Annotated in this window: 14 protein-coding genes and 1 pseudogene; 7 read left to right on the forward strand and 8 right to left on the reverse strand. The window is 71.5% G+C overall.

The features are described from left to right. The 5 genes and pseudogenes from TR46_RS42520 to TR46_RS24205 all read left to right on the forward strand — a co-directional run. A pseudogene (locus TR46_RS42520) lies at positions 1-288 on the forward strand (hypothetical protein); the annotation flags it as partial. Then, positions 285-686: a roadblock/LC7 domain-containing protein gene (locus TR46_RS24190; protein WP_042404837.1), complete on the forward strand. Its 402-nt coding sequence runs from the start codon at positions 285-287 to the stop codon at positions 684-686. The pseudogene TR46_RS42520 and the gene TR46_RS24190, both read left to right, overlap by 4 nt. Beyond that, positions 683-1,042 (forward strand): DUF742 domain-containing protein, encoded by a 360-nt coding sequence (locus TR46_RS24195; protein WP_042404839.1) that lies wholly within the window; start codon positions 683-685, stop codon positions 1,040-1,042. The genes TR46_RS24190 and TR46_RS24195 overlap by 4 nt, the downstream gene beginning before the upstream one ends. Next, positions 1,023-1,703, forward strand: a complete 681-nt coding sequence (locus TR46_RS24200; protein WP_084718880.1) for a GTP-binding protein — start codon at positions 1,023-1,025, stop codon at positions 1,701-1,703. Before TR46_RS24195 ends, TR46_RS24200 begins: the two co-directional genes overlap by 20 nt. Further along, a complete protein-coding gene (locus TR46_RS24205) occupies positions 1,700-3,010 on the forward strand; it encodes a cytochrome P450 (RefSeq protein WP_052433063.1) in 1,311 nt (436 codons plus the stop codon). The genes TR46_RS24200 and TR46_RS24205 overlap by 4 nt, the downstream gene beginning before the upstream one ends. A gap of 7 nt (positions 3,011-3,017) precedes the next feature. Here the strand turns inward: TR46_RS24205 and TR46_RS24210 are convergent, their stop codons facing one another. Then, on the reverse strand, positions 3,018-4,235 hold the full coding sequence (locus tag TR46_RS24210; RefSeq protein WP_042404841.1) for a cytochrome P450: 1,218 nt from the start codon (positions 4,233-4,235) through the stop codon (positions 3,018-3,020). Between the two features lie 124 nt (positions 4,236-4,359). Continuing rightward, positions 4,360-5,103, reverse strand: coding sequence for an MIP family channel protein (locus TR46_RS24215; protein WP_042404843.1), 744 nt, complete (start codon positions 5,101-5,103; stop codon positions 4,360-4,362). Between the two features lie 158 nt (positions 5,104-5,261). Here TR46_RS24215 and TR46_RS24220 point away from each other — a divergent pair, with 158 nt between their 5' ends. Continuing rightward, a complete protein-coding gene (locus tag TR46_RS24220; protein WP_063770666.1) occupies positions 5,262-5,837 on the forward strand; it encodes a potassium channel family protein in 576 nt (191 codons plus the stop codon). A gap of 28 nt (positions 5,838-5,865) precedes the next feature. Here TR46_RS24220 and TR46_RS24225 read toward each other — a convergent pair whose 3' ends face one another. Continuing rightward, the gene (locus TR46_RS24225) at positions 5,866-7,497 is read right to left on the reverse strand and encodes a chloride channel protein (RefSeq protein WP_236655472.1); all 1,632 of its coding nucleotides are present in this window, start codon (positions 7,495-7,497) and stop codon (positions 5,866-5,868) included. After that, complete coding sequence (locus tag TR46_RS24230) at positions 7,494-7,982, reverse strand: MarR family winged helix-turn-helix transcriptional regulator (protein WP_042404845.1); 489 nt, start codon at positions 7,980-7,982, stop codon at positions 7,494-7,496. Before TR46_RS24230 ends, TR46_RS24225 begins: the two co-directional genes overlap by 4 nt. Positions 7,983-8,222: 240 nt before the next feature. On the opposite strand from TR46_RS24230, the gene TR46_RS24235 reads away from it, so the two are divergent. Continuing rightward, positions 8,223-9,689 carry an arabinofuranosidase catalytic domain-containing protein gene (locus TR46_RS24235; RefSeq protein WP_042404847.1) on the forward strand — a complete coding sequence of 489 codons (1,467 nt, stop codon included), beginning with the start codon at positions 8,223-8,225 and terminating at the stop codon, positions 9,687-9,689. A 136-nt stretch (positions 9,690-9,825) separates the two neighbouring features. Here the strand turns inward: TR46_RS24235 and TR46_RS24240 are convergent, their stop codons facing one another. From TR46_RS24240 to TR46_RS24255, 4 genes are all read right to left on the reverse strand, one after another. Continuing rightward, entirely contained in the window at positions 9,826-10,656 is an 831-nt protein-coding gene (locus tag TR46_RS24240) for an SAM-dependent methyltransferase (protein WP_152626652.1), read from the reverse strand. Positions 10,657-10,802: 146 nt separating this feature from the next. After that, on the reverse strand, positions 10,803-12,170 hold the full coding sequence (locus tag TR46_RS24245; RefSeq protein ID WP_042404851.1) for a glucose-6-phosphate dehydrogenase: 1,368 nt from the start codon (positions 12,168-12,170) through the stop codon (positions 10,803-10,805). Next, the gene (locus tag TR46_RS24250) at positions 12,167-13,996 is read right to left on the reverse strand and encodes a glycoside hydrolase family 15 protein (protein ID WP_042404948.1); all 1,830 of its coding nucleotides are present in this window, start codon (positions 13,994-13,996) and stop codon (positions 12,167-12,169) included. Before TR46_RS24250 ends, TR46_RS24245 begins: the two co-directional genes overlap by 4 nt. A gap of 64 nt (positions 13,997-14,060) precedes the next feature. After that, on the reverse strand, positions 14,061-15,110 hold the full coding sequence (locus TR46_RS24255) for an NAD(P)-dependent alcohol dehydrogenase (RefSeq protein ID WP_042404853.1): 1,050 nt from the start codon (positions 15,108-15,110) through the stop codon (positions 14,061-14,063). Between the last annotated feature and the right edge of the window lie 280 nt (positions 15,111-15,390).

A 15,390-nucleotide genomic window follows, 5' to 3' on the forward strand; every position in this document is an offset into this window, starting at 1 on the left:
GCCCCGGACACCGCTGTCGACACCGCCGAGGGCCCCGCCCCGGACCTGCCCAAGCGGCCGCCCGGACGGACCCTGGCCGCCGCCCTGCGCGGCACCCCGGCAGTCGCCCCGGCTGCGGCCGAGGACGTACCAGCCCGGGCCGAGGCAGGCGCCCGCTTCGGCGCCTTCCGCGCGGCCGCCCGCGGCGCGGCAGCGGATGCCGGGACCGCCGACGAGACCGCCGAGACCGACCCGCCCGCTGAGACCGACCGACCGTCGGACCGGACCGAAGAGGACACCGAGCGATGAGCACCACCGACCGCAGCCTCGACTGGCTGCTGGAGAACCTGCTGGAGAAGACGCCGGGGACCCGCCACGCCCTGGTGCTCTCGCGCGACGGCCTCAAGCTCTGCCTGTCCTCCGGCCTCTCGGTGGACCAGGCGGACCAGTTGGCCGCCATCGCCTCGGGCATCCAGAGCCTGTCGCACGGCGCCTCCATCGAGTTCGGCGACGGCACCGGCGGTGTCCGCCAGTCCATGACCGAGTTCCACGGCGGCATCCTGTTCATCGTCGAGGCCGGGGTCGGCGCGCACCTGGCGGTCGTCGCCGGGGACGACGCCGACCCGGGCATCGTCGGCCACAACATGAGTGAGCTGGTCGAACAGATAGGCACGCACCTGCGGGCCGAGCCGAGGCAGCACGCATGATCCGCCGTCCGGTCGACACCGGCGACCCGGACCGGCTCTACACCGTCACCGGCGGCCGGACCAGGGCCTACGAGCAGGCCTTCGACCTGGTCACGCTGATCGTGCGGGAGAGCGGGCCGACCCCGGGCATGCAGTCCGAGCTGGTCCGGATCCTGCAGCTCAGCGAACGGCCGGTCGCCGTCGTGGAGTTGGCGTCACTGCTGGACCTGCCCGTCGGGGTGGTGAAGATCCTGCTCTGCGACCTGCTCGACATGGGCCGGATCACCGCCCGCCATCCGCAGTCGTCCGGGCGCGGCAGGCAGCTGCCGCCGCCCGAAACCCTGAAGAAGGTGCTCGTTGCCCTCCAGAACCTCTGAGCCCGGGGACCCGGCCGCCCCGGCTTCGGCCGCTGCTCCTCCTGCGGCCGCTGCTGCTGCCGCCGCCGCACCGCTCCGCTCGGAGCGTCCGCTCAGGGACACCGCCAGGGACGGCCTGAAGATCGTCGTCGTGGGCGGTTTCGGCGTGGGCAAGACCACCCTGGTCGGCTCCGTCAGCGAGATCCGTCCGCTCAGCACCGAGGAGATGATGACCCGGGCCGGCATCGGCATCGACGACCGCGAGGGGGTGCTCACCAAGACCACCACCACGGTCGCCTTCGACTTCGGCCGGATCACCCTCGACGACGAGAGGGTGCTCTACCTCTTCGGCGCCCCGGGCCAGGAGCGGTTCTGGTTCCTCTGGGACCGGCTGTTCGCCGGCACCCTGGGCGCGGTGGTGCTGGTGGACACCCGCAGGCTGGCCGACTCCTGGTACGCCATCGACCGGCTGGAGCACCACGGCCTGCCGTTCGTGGTCGCCCGCAACAACTTCGACGAGCCGACGCACTCGCTGGAGCAGGTCCGCGCGGCCCTCTCGCTCGACCCGGACGTCCCGCTGCTGGACTGCGACGCGCGGAAGCGGGAGTCGAGCCGGGACGTCCTGGTCGCCCTCGTCCGCCACCTGCACTCCCTCTCCCACGCCCTGGAGCCGACCCCGTGACGACACATCAGCATCCGTCGCCGCAAGAACCGCCGGGTCAGGACGGGCCGCCGCCGGGCTGCCCGGCGCACGGCCCCGCGGCGGGCGCCCTGGCGGGCGGCGAGAGCACCGGCCCCGGCGGCGCCGTGCGGATGCACTCCCCGCGCTTCCAGCGGGACCCGGCCGAGCTCTACCGGCTGCTGCGGCGCGTGCACGGCCCGGTCGCGCCGATCCTGCTGGACGACGACGTCCCGGCCTGGCTGGTGCTCGGCTACCGCGAGGTCCACTACGTCACCAGCAACTCCGAGCTGTTCGCCCGGGATTCGCGGCGCTGGCACGCCTGGGACATGATCCCGGCGAACTGGCCGCTGATGCCCTACGTCACCCACACCCCCTCGGTGCTCTTCAAGGAGGGCGCCGAGCACCAGCGGCGGGCCGGGGTGATCACCGATGTGCTCTCCCAGGTGGACCAGTTCGAGCTGCACACCACCAGCGAACGGGTCGCCGACGCGCTGATCGACGGTTTCGCCGGGACCGGCCGGGCCGAGCTGATGGCCGACTACGCGTCCCAGGTCCCGCTGCGGGTGGTGGCCGGCCTCTTCGGCCTGGACCTGGAGCAGATCTTCCAGCTGGAACGGGACATGGCCGGTTCCCTGGACGAGGGCCCCGGCGCCCTGGACGCCTACATGCGCATCCACGCCACCATGGTCGGACTGCTGGAGCGGGGCCGCAGCCGCCCCGGTTCCGACGTGCCCTCGCGGATGCTGGCGCACCCGGCCGGGCTGGAGGACGAGGAGATCATCCAGGACATGATCTCCATCATGGCGGCGGGCCAGCAGCCGACGTCCAACTGGATCGGCAACACGCTGCGGCTGATGCTCACCGACGACCGCTTCGCGGTCACCCTGTCCGGCGGCCGGCGCAGCGTGGGGCAGGCGCTCAACGAGGTGCTGTGGGCGGACACCCCGACCCAGAACTTCGTCGGGCGCTGGGCCGCGCGGGACACCCAATTGGCGGGCGTGCGGATCCGCAAGGGCGACTGCCTGGTGCTGGGGCTGGCGGCGGCCAACACCGACCCGGAGGTGCAGCCGGACTTCAGCGCCGGATCGGTGGGCAACCAGGCCCATCTGTCGTTCAGCCACGGCGAGCACCGCTGCCCGGTGCCCGCCCCCGAGATGGCCGAGGTGATCGCCAGAGCGGCGGTCGAGGTGCTGCTCGACCGCCTTCCCGATGTGATGCTGACCGTTCCCGCCCAGGAGGTCGAGTGGCGGCCCTCGATCTGGATGCGCGGACCGGCGGCGCTCCCGGTCGAGTTCACCTCGATCTGAAAGCGATCTACCGCTTCGGCGTGAAGGTGACCCGCAGCGAGGCGGGACCCCGGGTGAACAGCCCCTGCTCCTCGGCGGTCTCGCCCTCGGCCAGGGCCAGATCGGGCAGGGCGTCCAGCAGTTGGTTGACGCCCACCTCGATCTCGGCCTTGGCCAGCAGCGCCCCGACGCAGAAGTGGCGCCCCAGCGCGAAGGCGAGGTGGTCGGCGGCGGCCGAGAAGGCGTTGGCCGTGGTCAGGTCGGATCGGAAGACGTCGAAGCGGTCCGCGTCCGCGTACCGCTCGCCGTCCCGGTTGGCGGCGCCGATCAGGCAGGTCACCGTCCTGCCCGCCTCGACGGTACCGCCGCCCAGCTCCACGTCGGCCGAGGGCTGACGCATGATCATGTGCACCGGCGGGGTGAACCGCAGGGTCTCCGCGAAGGCGGCCGGGATCAGGCCGCGGTCCGCCCGCACCGCGGCCAGTTGCTCGGGGTTGGCCAGCAGATTGCGGAAGACCCCGGCTATCGCCTTGTCCGTGGTCTCGCCGCCGGCCGCCAGCAGCAGGCTGACGAACGCCTTGATGTCCTCGTCGCTCATGGTGGTGCCGTCGATCTCCGCCGTGCACAGCGCGGAGAGCAGGTCGTCGCCCGGATCGGCGCGCCGCTCCTGGATGACCGGGATCATGTAGGCGGCCAGCTCCTCCCGGGTGCGCAGTCCGGAGGCGGCGACCTCGGGGTCCTGGGTGAGGTTGCCGAGGAAGCCGATGATCGAGGTGTACCAGCCGTGGAAGCGCGCGTGGTCCTCGCGCGGCAGGCCCAGCATGTCGACGATCACATTGATCGGGAACCAGGTCGCGAACTGGGCCACCAGGTCCGCGCTGCCGTCCGCGGCGAAGGCCTCGATCAGCTCGGCCGCGTTGCGCTCGATCACCGGCAGGAACTTCTCCTGGAGCTCCTTGCCGCGGAAGGCCGGCGCGACCAGCGCCCGGCGCACCGAGTGCTCCCGCCCGCCCATCTGCAGGATGGTCCTGCCGTGCACCGGCTCCAGCTGCCAGTCGTAGTTGTCACTGGTGAACACCGGGTCCTTGAACGCCTTCTCGACATCCGCGTACCGGGAGACGATGTAGCTCTGCATACCCTCGTGCCAGATCAGCGGGTACTGCTCGCGCATGACGCGGTAGGAGGCATACGGGTCGGCGGCGAAGTCCGGGGACAGAATGTCCGGCGCCTGCTGGGCAGTTGTCACGTCGTGCTCCTCGATCAGCGGTCAACTGATCGATCAGCGTACTGATATGACGTTGCGCCGGGGACTGCCGTCCTCCGCTTTCGGCCACGCCGTGACAGCACCGACCGGAAGCCCGCGCCAGGGTCTAGTGCTCCGTGACCGCCTTGTCCGCCAGCACGTTGTCCACCAGCACATTCTCCGCCAGCACGTTGGGCTGGGGGTGGGTGACCAGGTGCGCGGCGGCCGCGATGGCGCCGCCCACCAGCGGGGCGACGATGAACAGCCACACCTGCGACATCGCGGCGCCCCCGGCGAACAGCGCCGGGCCCAGGCTGCGGGCCGGGTTGACCGAGGTGCCGGTCAGCGGGATGCCGACGAGGTGGATCACGGCCAGGGCGATACCGATCGGCAGACCGTCGAAGCCGGTCACCGCAAGCCGGTGGGTCACGGCGAGGACCACGAACACCAGCAGGAAGGTCAGCAACACCTCGGCCAGGAACGCTCCGCCCAGGCTGATGTGCACCTCGGAGCGCGAACCCCAGCCATTGCTGCCCATCTTGCCGTGGGTCCGCAGTCCGGGGACGGTCTTCGCCAGCCAGAACACCAGCGCGGCGCCGGCGATGCCGCCGACGAACTGGGCCGCCCAGTAGGTCACCGCGGTCCGCACGTCGATCCGCTTGGCCACCAGGAAGCCCAGTGTCACCGCCGGATTCACGTGGCAGCCGGAGATCGGTCCCAACGCATAGGCCAGGGCCAACAGGATGAACCCGAAGGCCAGGGCCACGCCCAGATTGCCGATCCAGTTCCCGGCCAGGACCGCGGCCCCCACGCCGAACAGCACCAGCAGCAAGGTGCCCAGGAACTCGCAGATTATCGGTCGCCTGTCCATTCGTTCCCTCCTCCGGCCCCGCCCGGGCGAGCAGGGCAATATGGAACGATCATCATGGATGAGACATTCGTCTGCATCTCAGAACAGATCCGGGCATAAGGAGCAGCCATGGGCGCAGAGCCACGGCCGTGCGCCGGGCCGGGCGCGGCGGGGGCCCGGTGACCCCGCGTCGGCTGGGCGACCTGCCGCGCGCCGAGCGCCGGCGCGCGATCGCGGCCAGCACCGCCCGCTGCGCGCTGGCGAGCGCGGCCGTCATCGGCCTGTACTACGTGCTCCCGCTGGACCGCCGTCCCGCCGACGCGGCAGCCGTCATCCGACTGGTCCTGGGCGGACTGGTGTTCCTCGCCGTGATGGGGTTCGAACTGCACCGCATCCTCAACGCCGAACTGCCGCAGCTGCGCGCGGTGGAGACCCTCGCCGTCACCCTGCCGCTGTTCGTGGTGCTGTTCGCCGGAGCCTATGTGTCGCTGTCCACCATGGACCCGACCACCTTCACCGAGCCGCTGGACCACACCTCGGGCCTGTACTTCACCATCGTCACCCTGGGCACCGTCGGCTACGGCGACATCGCCCCGACCAGCGACTTCGCCCGGATCCTGGTGAGCCTGCAGGTCCTGGTCGACCTGGCCTTCGTCGCCCTGGCGATCCGCCTCCTGGTCACCGTCACCCGCATCAGCCTGAACCGCGGCACCCCCCACCCCCCGGACGAGGGCCCCGACCCCGACCCGCGCTGACCGCGCGGGCCGGGTCCGCCGTGACCCGCTACGCGGCGGACGCCGGGGCGGGGGACGACGGCTCGGGCGAGGGGGCGGGGAGGACGCGTTGGCGGTGGTGCTCCTCGGTGAGGTCGTGCAGGCGGGCCTGGAGCAGGTCGACCAGTGCGACCGCGCCCACCACCTGTCCGTCCTCCACAACGGGTGCGCTGGTCAGCGAATGTTCGGCGAACAGGTAGGCGACATGGCGCAGGGTGTCGTGGGTCCGGACGGAGACCGGGGGCGGATCCGCCGGCACGGAGGCCGGAGCCGGCCCCATAACCTCGTGGACGAAGAAGGTCTCCAGCGGGTCGGTGGAGTACTCCCGGGTCAGGTGCAGGCCGCGGCGCGCGATCTTCTCGGTCAGCACCGAGCGCTTGAGGACCAGCGCGGACAGCGCGTAGGCCGCGGTGGAGGCGACCAGCAGCGGCAGCAGGGCGCCCCAGGCATGGGTCAGTTCCAGGGTGAACACCACGCCGGTCAGCGGCGAGCGCATCACCCCGCCGACCACGGCGGCCAGCCCGCACATGGCCCAGAAGCCCGGAATGACCTGCGGGAACAGCATCCCCTCCCAGGCTCCGAGGGCGCCGCCGATCATGAACACCGGTGCCAGCACCCCGCCGGAGGTGCCCGAGCCCAGCGACAGCGACCAGATCAGCGTCTTGACCACCAGGATGCCGACGATCAGCGACACGGTGGCCCGACCGGTGAGCAGCTGGTCGATGACGTCGTAGCCGACGCCCAGTGCGCGCGGCTCGATCAGGCCGCCCGCGCCGATGATCGCGCCGCCGATGGCGGGCCACCACATCCAGTGGAACGGCAGCTTGGCGAAGCCGTCCTCGGCCCGGTAGACCAGCCAGGTCGCGCCGACCGCCAGCGCGCCGCCGCTCAGCCCGGTGACCGCGGCCAGCACCTCGACCGGGGCGGTCAGGTGCAGACCCGCGGAGGGCACCGGGAAGACCGGGGCGGTGCCGAGCAGGAAGCCGCGGCACACGGTGGCGACCGCCACCGAGGCGGCGACCGGGACGAAGCTGCGCGGACGCCACTCGAACAGCAGCAGCTCCACCGCCAGCAGCACGGCGGCCAGCGGCGAGTTGAAGGTGGCCGCCATCCCGGCTCCGGCGCCGGCCACCAGCAGGGTCTTCCGCTCGTCGGCGGTGAAGTGCAGGAACTGGGCCAGCATGGACCCGATCGCGCCGCCGGTCATGATGATCGGCCCCTCGGCGCCGAACGGGCCGCCGGTGCCGATGCTGACGGCCGCCGAGACCGGCTTGAGCAGCGCGACCTTGGGCGCCACCCGGCTGCCGCCGGTCAGGATCGACTCGATGGCCTCGGGCATCCCGTGGCCGCGTATCTTCTCCGAGCCGTAGCGGGCCATCAGGCCCACCACCAGACCGCCGGCCACCGGGGCGAGCAGCACCAGCCACCACGGGTGGTGCACCTGGCCGGGCGCCACCAGCGCCGTGCTCCAGCGCTGGTAGAAGACCAGGTTGGTGACCAGTCCGATCAGCCGCAGCAGTCCGAGCGCGGCCAGCGCCCCGGCGCCGCCGACCGGCAGCGCCCACAAGGTGATCTTCAGCATCCGCGGGCCGACGGTGAAGTCGCCCAGGTGCGCGGTGCGGTGCCCCGCCTTCCCGCTCACAGCGGCACCGGCCCGGGGAGCTCGTCGGCGTAGGCCTCACCGACGGCCGCGTGCAGTTGCTGGAGCGCCTCGGCCGCCTGCGCGCGCAGCACCGGGTCGATCAGCGACAGCAGCCGCGCCAGCTCGTCATGGCGCCAGGCCAGCACCCGTTCGACCAGCTCCCGCCCGGACTCGCTCAGTTCGAGCGTCACCACACTGCGGTGGTGCGAGTCCCCGCCGCGCACCAGGTGGCCGGAGGCGACCAGCCGGTCGGCGAGGCGGGTGACCGAGGAGGCGCCCAGACCGAGCGTCCGCGCCAGCCGCGAGGACGGGCAGCGCCCCAGATCCCCGAGCGCCAGCAGCACCCGCATCTGCGGCAGCGACACCGCTCCGCCCGCCGCGTCCAGGCTGTGCAGGGCGATCCCGATCAGATCGCGGGTCCCCCGCTGGAACGCATGCAACTCCTCGTCGGTTGGTCCAGGGCTGTGACCTGCTATGTTCACCATTCTCAAAGTATTGCACACGACAACACTTGCCTAGAGGCAGCCTCGGGGGAGCCCCGGGGGAGCACGGAAGCACGGCACGACGGTTGTGTGCTCCGCTTGCGCAATGTCTTGACTGTGCATCACCCATACGGCAGTGTCGCCGACTTGAACCCCCTGACGCAGAACCGCGGCTGCGCCGGTCCGAAATGTTAGCGCTAACAAATCCCTGAGTCGCACTCCACCAGAGAGTTAGGGAGAGGCATGAGGAACATCATCCGGACAAGGCTGGCCCGATTCGGGGCGGCCCTCGCCGTCCTGGTCGGCACGGTGGCCGCCGCCACCGCGACGGCCGGCACAGCACAGGCCGCCACCCAGGGACCGTGCGACATCTACGCCGCCGGCGGCACCCCGTGTGTGGCCGCGCACAGCACCACACGCGCGCTCTACGGCGCCTACAACGGGTCGCTCTACCAGGTCAGGCGCGCCTCGGACAGCAGCACGCTGAACATCGGCGTGCTCAGCGCCGGCGGCTACGCCAACGCCGCTGCCCAGGACTCGTTCTGCGCCGGCACCAGCTGCGTGATCACCGTCATCTACGACCAGTCGGGCAAGGGCAACAACCTCACCGACGCGCCCGCCGGCGGCGCCGCCGGCGGCCCCGACAACCTCGCCAACGCCACCGCGGCCCCGGTCACGGTCGGCGGCCACGAGGCCTACGGCGTCTACGTAGCTGCCGGCACCGGCTACCGGGACGACAACACCTCGGGCATCGCCACCGGCGACGCGGCCGAGGGGATGTACGCGGTCCTCGACGGCACCCACTACAACGGCGGCTGCTGCTTCGACTACGGCAACGCCGAGACCAGCAACGACGACACCGGCAACGGCCACATGGAGGCGATCTACTTCGGCAACATCAAGGTCTGGGGCTACGGCACGGGCAACGGCCCCTGGGTGATGGCCGACATGGAGAACGGCCTCTACTCCGGGGTGAACGCCGGCTACAACGCCAACGACCCGACCGTGAGCAACCGCTTCCTGACCGCCATCATCAAGGGCGAGCCCAACCAGTGGGCGATCCGGTCCGGCAACGCCCAGTCCGGCGGCCTGTCGACCTCCTACAGCGGAGCGCGCCCCAACGTCTCCGGCTACAACCCGATGCACAAGGAGGGGGCGATCATACTCGGCATCGGCGGCGACAACAGCAAGGGCTCCGCCGGCACCTTCTACGAAGGTGTGATGACCTCCGGCTACCCGTCCGACGCCACCGAGAACTCGGTCCAGTCCAACATCACCGCAGCCGGCTACAGCACCGGCACGAGCACCGGGAGCACCACCGGACCGCTGCACGCGGTGGGCGCGGGCAAGTGCCTGGACGTCCCCAACGGCACCACCACGGCCGGGACCCAGGTACAGATCTACACCTGCAACGGCCTGGCACCGCAGGCCTGGACGCACACCTCCGGCGGCCAGCTCACCGTCACCGACAGCGGCGTCACCGACTGCCTGGACGCCAGCGGGCAGGGCACCACGTCCGGCACCAAGGTGATCATCTATCCCTGCAACAGCCAGAGCAACCAGCAGTGGACGCTCAACTCCAACGGCACCGTCACCGGCGACCAGTCCGGACTGTGCCTCGACGTCACCGGCGCCTCCACCGCCAACGGCGCCCTGGCCGAGCTGTGGACCTGCAACGGCGGCAGTAACCAGCAGTGGACCCTCGGCTGACCGTTGGCCGCTGACGGCTGATCACTGACCGCTGATCACTGACTGCTGACCGAACGCGCCGCGGCCGACGCCCCTCCCCCGTCGGCCGCGGCGCACCCGGTCCTTGAGCAGCCCTGTGTCCGCGGCGGCAACGGCCTCAGCGCTTGAACGCCGCGCCCGCCCAGCCGGAGACCCGCTCCGAGCCCCCCGGCACCGCGCCGTCCGGCCGCCACCAGGGCAGTTGGACGAGACCGGGCTCCACCAGATCCAGTCCTTCGAAGAACTCCGCCACCTCGGCCCGGCTCCGGTCGACGAACGGCGAGGTGGCGCTCCGGTACACCGCGCGGTGCACCTCCACCGAGGCGTCGGGCATGAAGTCGCCGGTGGCGTGCGAGAGGATCAGCATGCTGCCCGGCGGCAGCGCCTCCACCAGCGAGCGGACGATCTCGCCCGGCTTCTCCTCGTCCTGGATGAAGTGCAGGATCGCCACCAGCATCAGCGCGACCGGCTGGTCGAAGTCCAGCAACTTCCGTGCCTCGGAGAGGATCTGCTCGGGCTGCCGCAGGTCGCCCAGCAGCACCCGGGTGCGCTTGCGCCCGTCCGCCTGCGCCATCAGCGCGTCCGCGTGGCGCAGCACGATCGGGTCGTTGTCGACGTAGAGCACCCGCGCGTCCGGGGCGACGGCGTGGGCCACCTGGTCGGTGTTGGCCTGGGTCGGGATGCCGGTGCCGATGTCGAGGAACTGCCGCACGCCCTCCCGGGCGGCGTACCGCACGGCACGGCCGAGGAAGGCGCGATTGGCCCGGGTGGTCTCCAGGATGGCGGGGAAGGCACTGATGACCTGCTCGGCGGCCTCACGGTCGACCGCGAAATTGTCCTTGCCGCCGAGAAAGTAGTCGTACATCCGCGCCGTCGACGGAACGTCGGTACGCAGGTCGACCTGGTCCGGCGGGTCCTCGACGTGCTGCATCCAACCGAACCCCTCCATGGCGCTCCCCTTCGGACTTCAGGCCGGCCGACGGTTTACCAACCCGCTCGCCAAGATCCTATCCGCCCACGGAAGTTGCCCGGGCGCCACGCAGAAGCAGGGCACTGGCGAGGGCCCCGGCGAACAGGACGGCGGAGCTGACGCCTTCACGGCCGGGCGGCACCCGGGCCGTCCGAGCCGGCCGGGTACTCCTGGAGCGGGACCAGGTCCTGCGACCAGGCCGACATGACGGGGGCGAGGATCCGCCAGGCCTCCTCGGCCTCGTCGCCCCGGATGGACAGGGTGGGGTTCCCGGTCAGCACGTCGAGCAGCAGCCGTCCGTAGGCGGGCAGTTCGGGCGGCTCCATCAGTGCTGCGAGCGTCAGCGGGGCCAGGGCGTGGGTGTGCGAGCCGGTGCCGGTCAGGTGCAGCGTCAGGGTCTCCGGTTCGAGGCCGAACCGGAGCAGGTTGGGCAGCGCCTCCTGGTCGTCGCTGAACGGCAGATGGGGCACCGGCCGGAACCGGACGGCGACCTCCTTGCGGTCGGCTCCGAGGGCCTTGCCGCTGCGGAGCCGGAAGACCGTCCCCGCCCAGCGCCAGCTGTCCAGTTCCAGTTCCACCTCGGCGAAGGTCTCGGTACGGCGTGCGGGGTCCACGCCGTCCTCGCCGCTGTAGGAGGGGATCTCGCGTGCGTCGATCCGGCCGGACGAGTAGCGCGCGCGGCGGGTCCGGCGCACCACGTCCTCCTGGGTGAAGGACCGCACCGAGCGCAGTACGTCGACCTTGCGGTTGCGCAGGTCGCGTTCGTCGAAGCTGACCGGCGGCTCCATGGCGACCAGGCACAGCAACTGCAGCAGGTGGTTCTGCAGCATGTCCTTGAGCGCCCCGACGCCGTCGTAGTAGCCGGCCCTGCCCTCCAGGGCGAGGGTCTCGTCCCAGACGATCTCCACCTCGGCGATGTGGGTGCTGTTCCAGATCGGTTCCAGGACCCGGTTGGCGAGCCTGCTGCCGAGCAGGTTCTGGACGGTGGTCATGGCGAGGAAGTGGTCGACCCGGAAGACCGCCTGCTCGGGGACCAGGTCGGCGAGGAGCAGGTTCAACTCGACCGCGGTGTCCAGGTCCTCGCCGAAGGGCTTCTCCAGCACGATGCGGCTGCCCGGCGGCAGGCCCGCCCGGTGCAGCGACTTGACCGCAGTGGCGAAGAGCGCGGGCGGCAGGGCGAGATAGACGGCGACCGGCTCGGGGCCCGCGATCGCTGACGCCACGTCAGCTGGATCGGTGACGTCGGTGCGCCGGTACTCGGTTCGGGCGGTGACGGCTCTCCTGGCGTCGGCGGGGTGGTCGGCGCCGTGGCGGTCCAGTTGCTCGTCCGCCCAGCCGCGGAACCACGCGCTGTCGCCCTCGCCCCGGTCGGCGCCGACCAGTTGGAACCGGCTGTCGAGATGGCCGGCCTCCTGCAGGGCGGCCAGCCCCGGCAGCAGGTAGCGGGCGCTGAGGTCGCCGGTGGCGCCGAAGACGACGAGTCGGTCGATCATGCCTTCCTCCCCGCAGCGGCCCGCGCGAGGTTCACACCGCTGGAGATGATCCCGATGTGGCTGAACGCCTGGGGGAAGTTGCCCATGAACGCTCCCGTGAGAGGGTCGATCTGCTCCGGCAGCAGTCCCAGCGGGCTGGCTCGGCGGCACAGTGAGTCGTAGAGTTCGGCGGCCTCGTCGGTCCGCCCCTGTCCGATCAGGTTGTCGACGAGCCAGAAGCTGCAGAGGACGAAGGCGCCCTCGTCGCCGGGCAGGCCGTCGGGTGACGCGTCGTGCAGATAGCGGTAGAGCAGGCCGTCCCCGGCGGAGAGGCGCTCGGCGATCGCCGCGGTCGTCGCGACCATGCGCGGATGGTCGGCCGGGACGACTTGGCGCAGCGGCAGTGCCAGCAGGCTGGCGTCGAGCGAGCCGCCGCCGTCCAGGTGCTCGCTGAGTGTCCCGGCGTCCGCGTCCCAGGACTCCTCGAGGATCAGGTGGCGCAGCTTTTCGGCCGAGGCCCGCCAGCCCTCGGTCCGTTCGGGGATTCCCAGCCGCTCGCCGATCACGGCGGCCCGGTCCAGGGCCACCAGGCACATCCCCGCCGAGTAGGTGAACACCCGGCCTTCGCTGCGGACTTCCCAGATGCCCTGGTCGGGCTGGAGCCAGGCCTTGTCCGCGGCGTCCGCGAGCGCGGCCAGCCCGGCCCACAGGGCGGGCTCCAGGTGGCCGCCGCTACGGAGCCACTGGTCGGCGCAGTCCAGCACCTCGCCGTAGACGTCGTGCTGGCGCTGGTCGGCCGCGCCGTTGCCCCAGCGCACCGGGGCCGAGCGCCGGTAGCCCTCCAACTCGGCGTCCTCGACCTCGTCGGGTACCGGGCTGCCGTCGAGGTCGTACATGATCCGTGGCCGCCGGCTGCGTTCGAAGGCGTCGAGCACCCAGCCGAGGAAGGCGTCGGCCTCACCGCCGAAGCCGATGCGGCGCATCGCGAACACCGCGTAGGCGGCGTCGCGGATCCAGGTGTAGCGGTAGTCCCAGTTCCGGACCCCGCCGATGGGCGCGGGCAGCGACGACGTCGGGGCTGCGACCAGCGAGCCGTTGGCCCAGTCGTCGCACAGCTTCAGGGTGATCGCGGAGCGGCGCACCAGCTGCTCCTGCGGGCCCTGGTAGCTGAACCCCGTCATCCAGCGGCGCCAGGCGTCCGAGGTCTGCTGCAGCATCACCTCCGCGTCGAACCGGTGGTGGCGGTGGAAGCGGCCCCAGGACAGGACCAGGTCGAGCCGGTCGCCCGAGCGCAGCTCGTGCGTGCTGTGCAGGGAGTCCAGGGGCCGGTTGCAGCGCAGGTGCAGCTGCAGGTCCGGCCGCCGGGGCGGTTGGATCTCCAGTCCGCTGAACAGAGCCCGGGCCAGGGCGCCGCCGCGGGGCTCGAAGTCCACCCGCAGCCGGACCTCGCCGTCCAGCACGGCCACCGAGCGGACGAGCTCGGCCCGGCTCTGGGGGGCGTCGTCGGTCAGGTCGGCGCCGGAGCGCAGGACCAGGGCGTCGGTGACCCGGACCAGCCCGGTGGCGCAGCGCATCTCGGTCACCAGCACGGCGGTGTCGGGCTCGTACCGCTGCCGGGCCTCCAGCAGGCCGTCGGGCGCCACGGTGAAGTGCCCGCCCCGGGCGTGGTCGAGCAGGCCGCAGAACAGCGGCTCGGAGCCGAAGCGCGGCAGGCACATCCACGGGATGGAGCCGTCCAGGCCGACCAGCGCCGCGGTCCTGCCGTCCCCGATGAGGCCGAAGTCCTCCAGGGGGAGGTAGCCGTCCTGCCTTCGCACCCGCCGAAAGGGCGGATCGAGATCAAGCATGCTGCCCAGCCCTTCCATCCTGGCCCCGTGGGGGCGACACCGCGTGACGAGGTCCGGCCCCGGCCTAGAACACGATCAGCGGCTTGATGACGTCCTCAAGCTTCTTGTCCATGACCTCGAACGCCCGCTCGATCTCGTCGAAGGAGAACTGATGGCTCGTCATGGGGGTGGGGTCGAGCCGCTCGGTCTGCAGCACCCGGAGCAGCCGCTCCATGCGCAGCCGCCCTCCCGGGCACAGCCCCGTCGCGATGGTCTTGTCGGCCATGCCGACCCCCCACTCGACCCGGGGGATCCGCACGAACTCGCCCTCGCCGAAGTAGCCGGTGACGGACACCGTCCCACCCGGCTTGGTGATCTTCACGCAGGTCTGGAACGTCGAGTCGGCGCCGAGTGCCTCGATCGCGGTGTCGACGCCCTGGCCGCCGGTCAGCTCCATGATCCGCTCGACGACGTCCTCCTTGGTGAAGTCCACGATCTCGTCCGCGCCGTAGAACCGCGCCAGCTTCTGCCTGCTGGGGACCGATTCGACGCCGATGACCAGGCCGGCGCCGCGCAGCCGGGCGCCTGCCGTCCCCATCAGCCCCACCGGCCCCTGGGCGAGCACGGCCACGGTCCCGCCGATCGGGATGTTGCCGTGCTCCGCGCCCATGAACCCGGTGGAGAGCATGTCGGCGCAGTACACCGCCGTGTCGTCGGAGACGTCGTCGGGGATGTGCGCCATGTTGGCGTCGGCCTCGTTCACATGGAAGTACTCGGCGAAGACGCCGTCCTTGACGTTGGCGAACTTCCAGCCGCCGAGCGGGCCGCCGGCCTGCGAGGGGTGTCCGTTCTGCGAGGCCCTGTCCCCCCAGTCCGGGGTGATGGCGCCCACCAGTACCCGGTCGCCCGGGCGGAAGTCCCTGACCTCGCTGCCGACCTCGTGGACGACGCCCACCGCCTCGTGGCCCAGGGTCAGGTTCTCGCGTGGCCCGACCCCGCCCGACACGGTGTGCGTGTCCGAGGTGCAGATCAGCGCGCGGGTGGTCCTCACGACGGCACCGACCGGACCCGGCTGCGGCACGGGCTTGTCCATGACGCCCACCCGCCCGATCTCCTTCATCACGAACGCCTTCATCCGCCAGACCTCTCAACTCGCGCGCGCCAGCCAACGCGTCCTGATCCCGGATCTCCGATACGTCTTCATGCTCGACCGGAACGGTGGGCCGCGCACCCGGGGGACGGACGGACCGTCACGAGCGATCGGCCGGGCTCATGCGTTCGCCGTCAGGCCGGTCGGCGGTCAGCGTCCGCGCTCATCGCTCAGCGCTCAGCGGGCTCACTGCCGCGAACCACGACGCTGCCGACAACGAGCAGGGACGCGTCGCCGGCCGCTTCGAGCAGTGCTTTGACGGCGG

Source organism: Streptacidiphilus carbonis, assembly GCF_000787775.1.
In the GTDB taxonomy this organism is placed as follows: Bacteria; Actinomycetota; Actinomycetes; order Streptomycetales; family Streptomycetaceae; genus Streptacidiphilus; species Streptacidiphilus carbonis.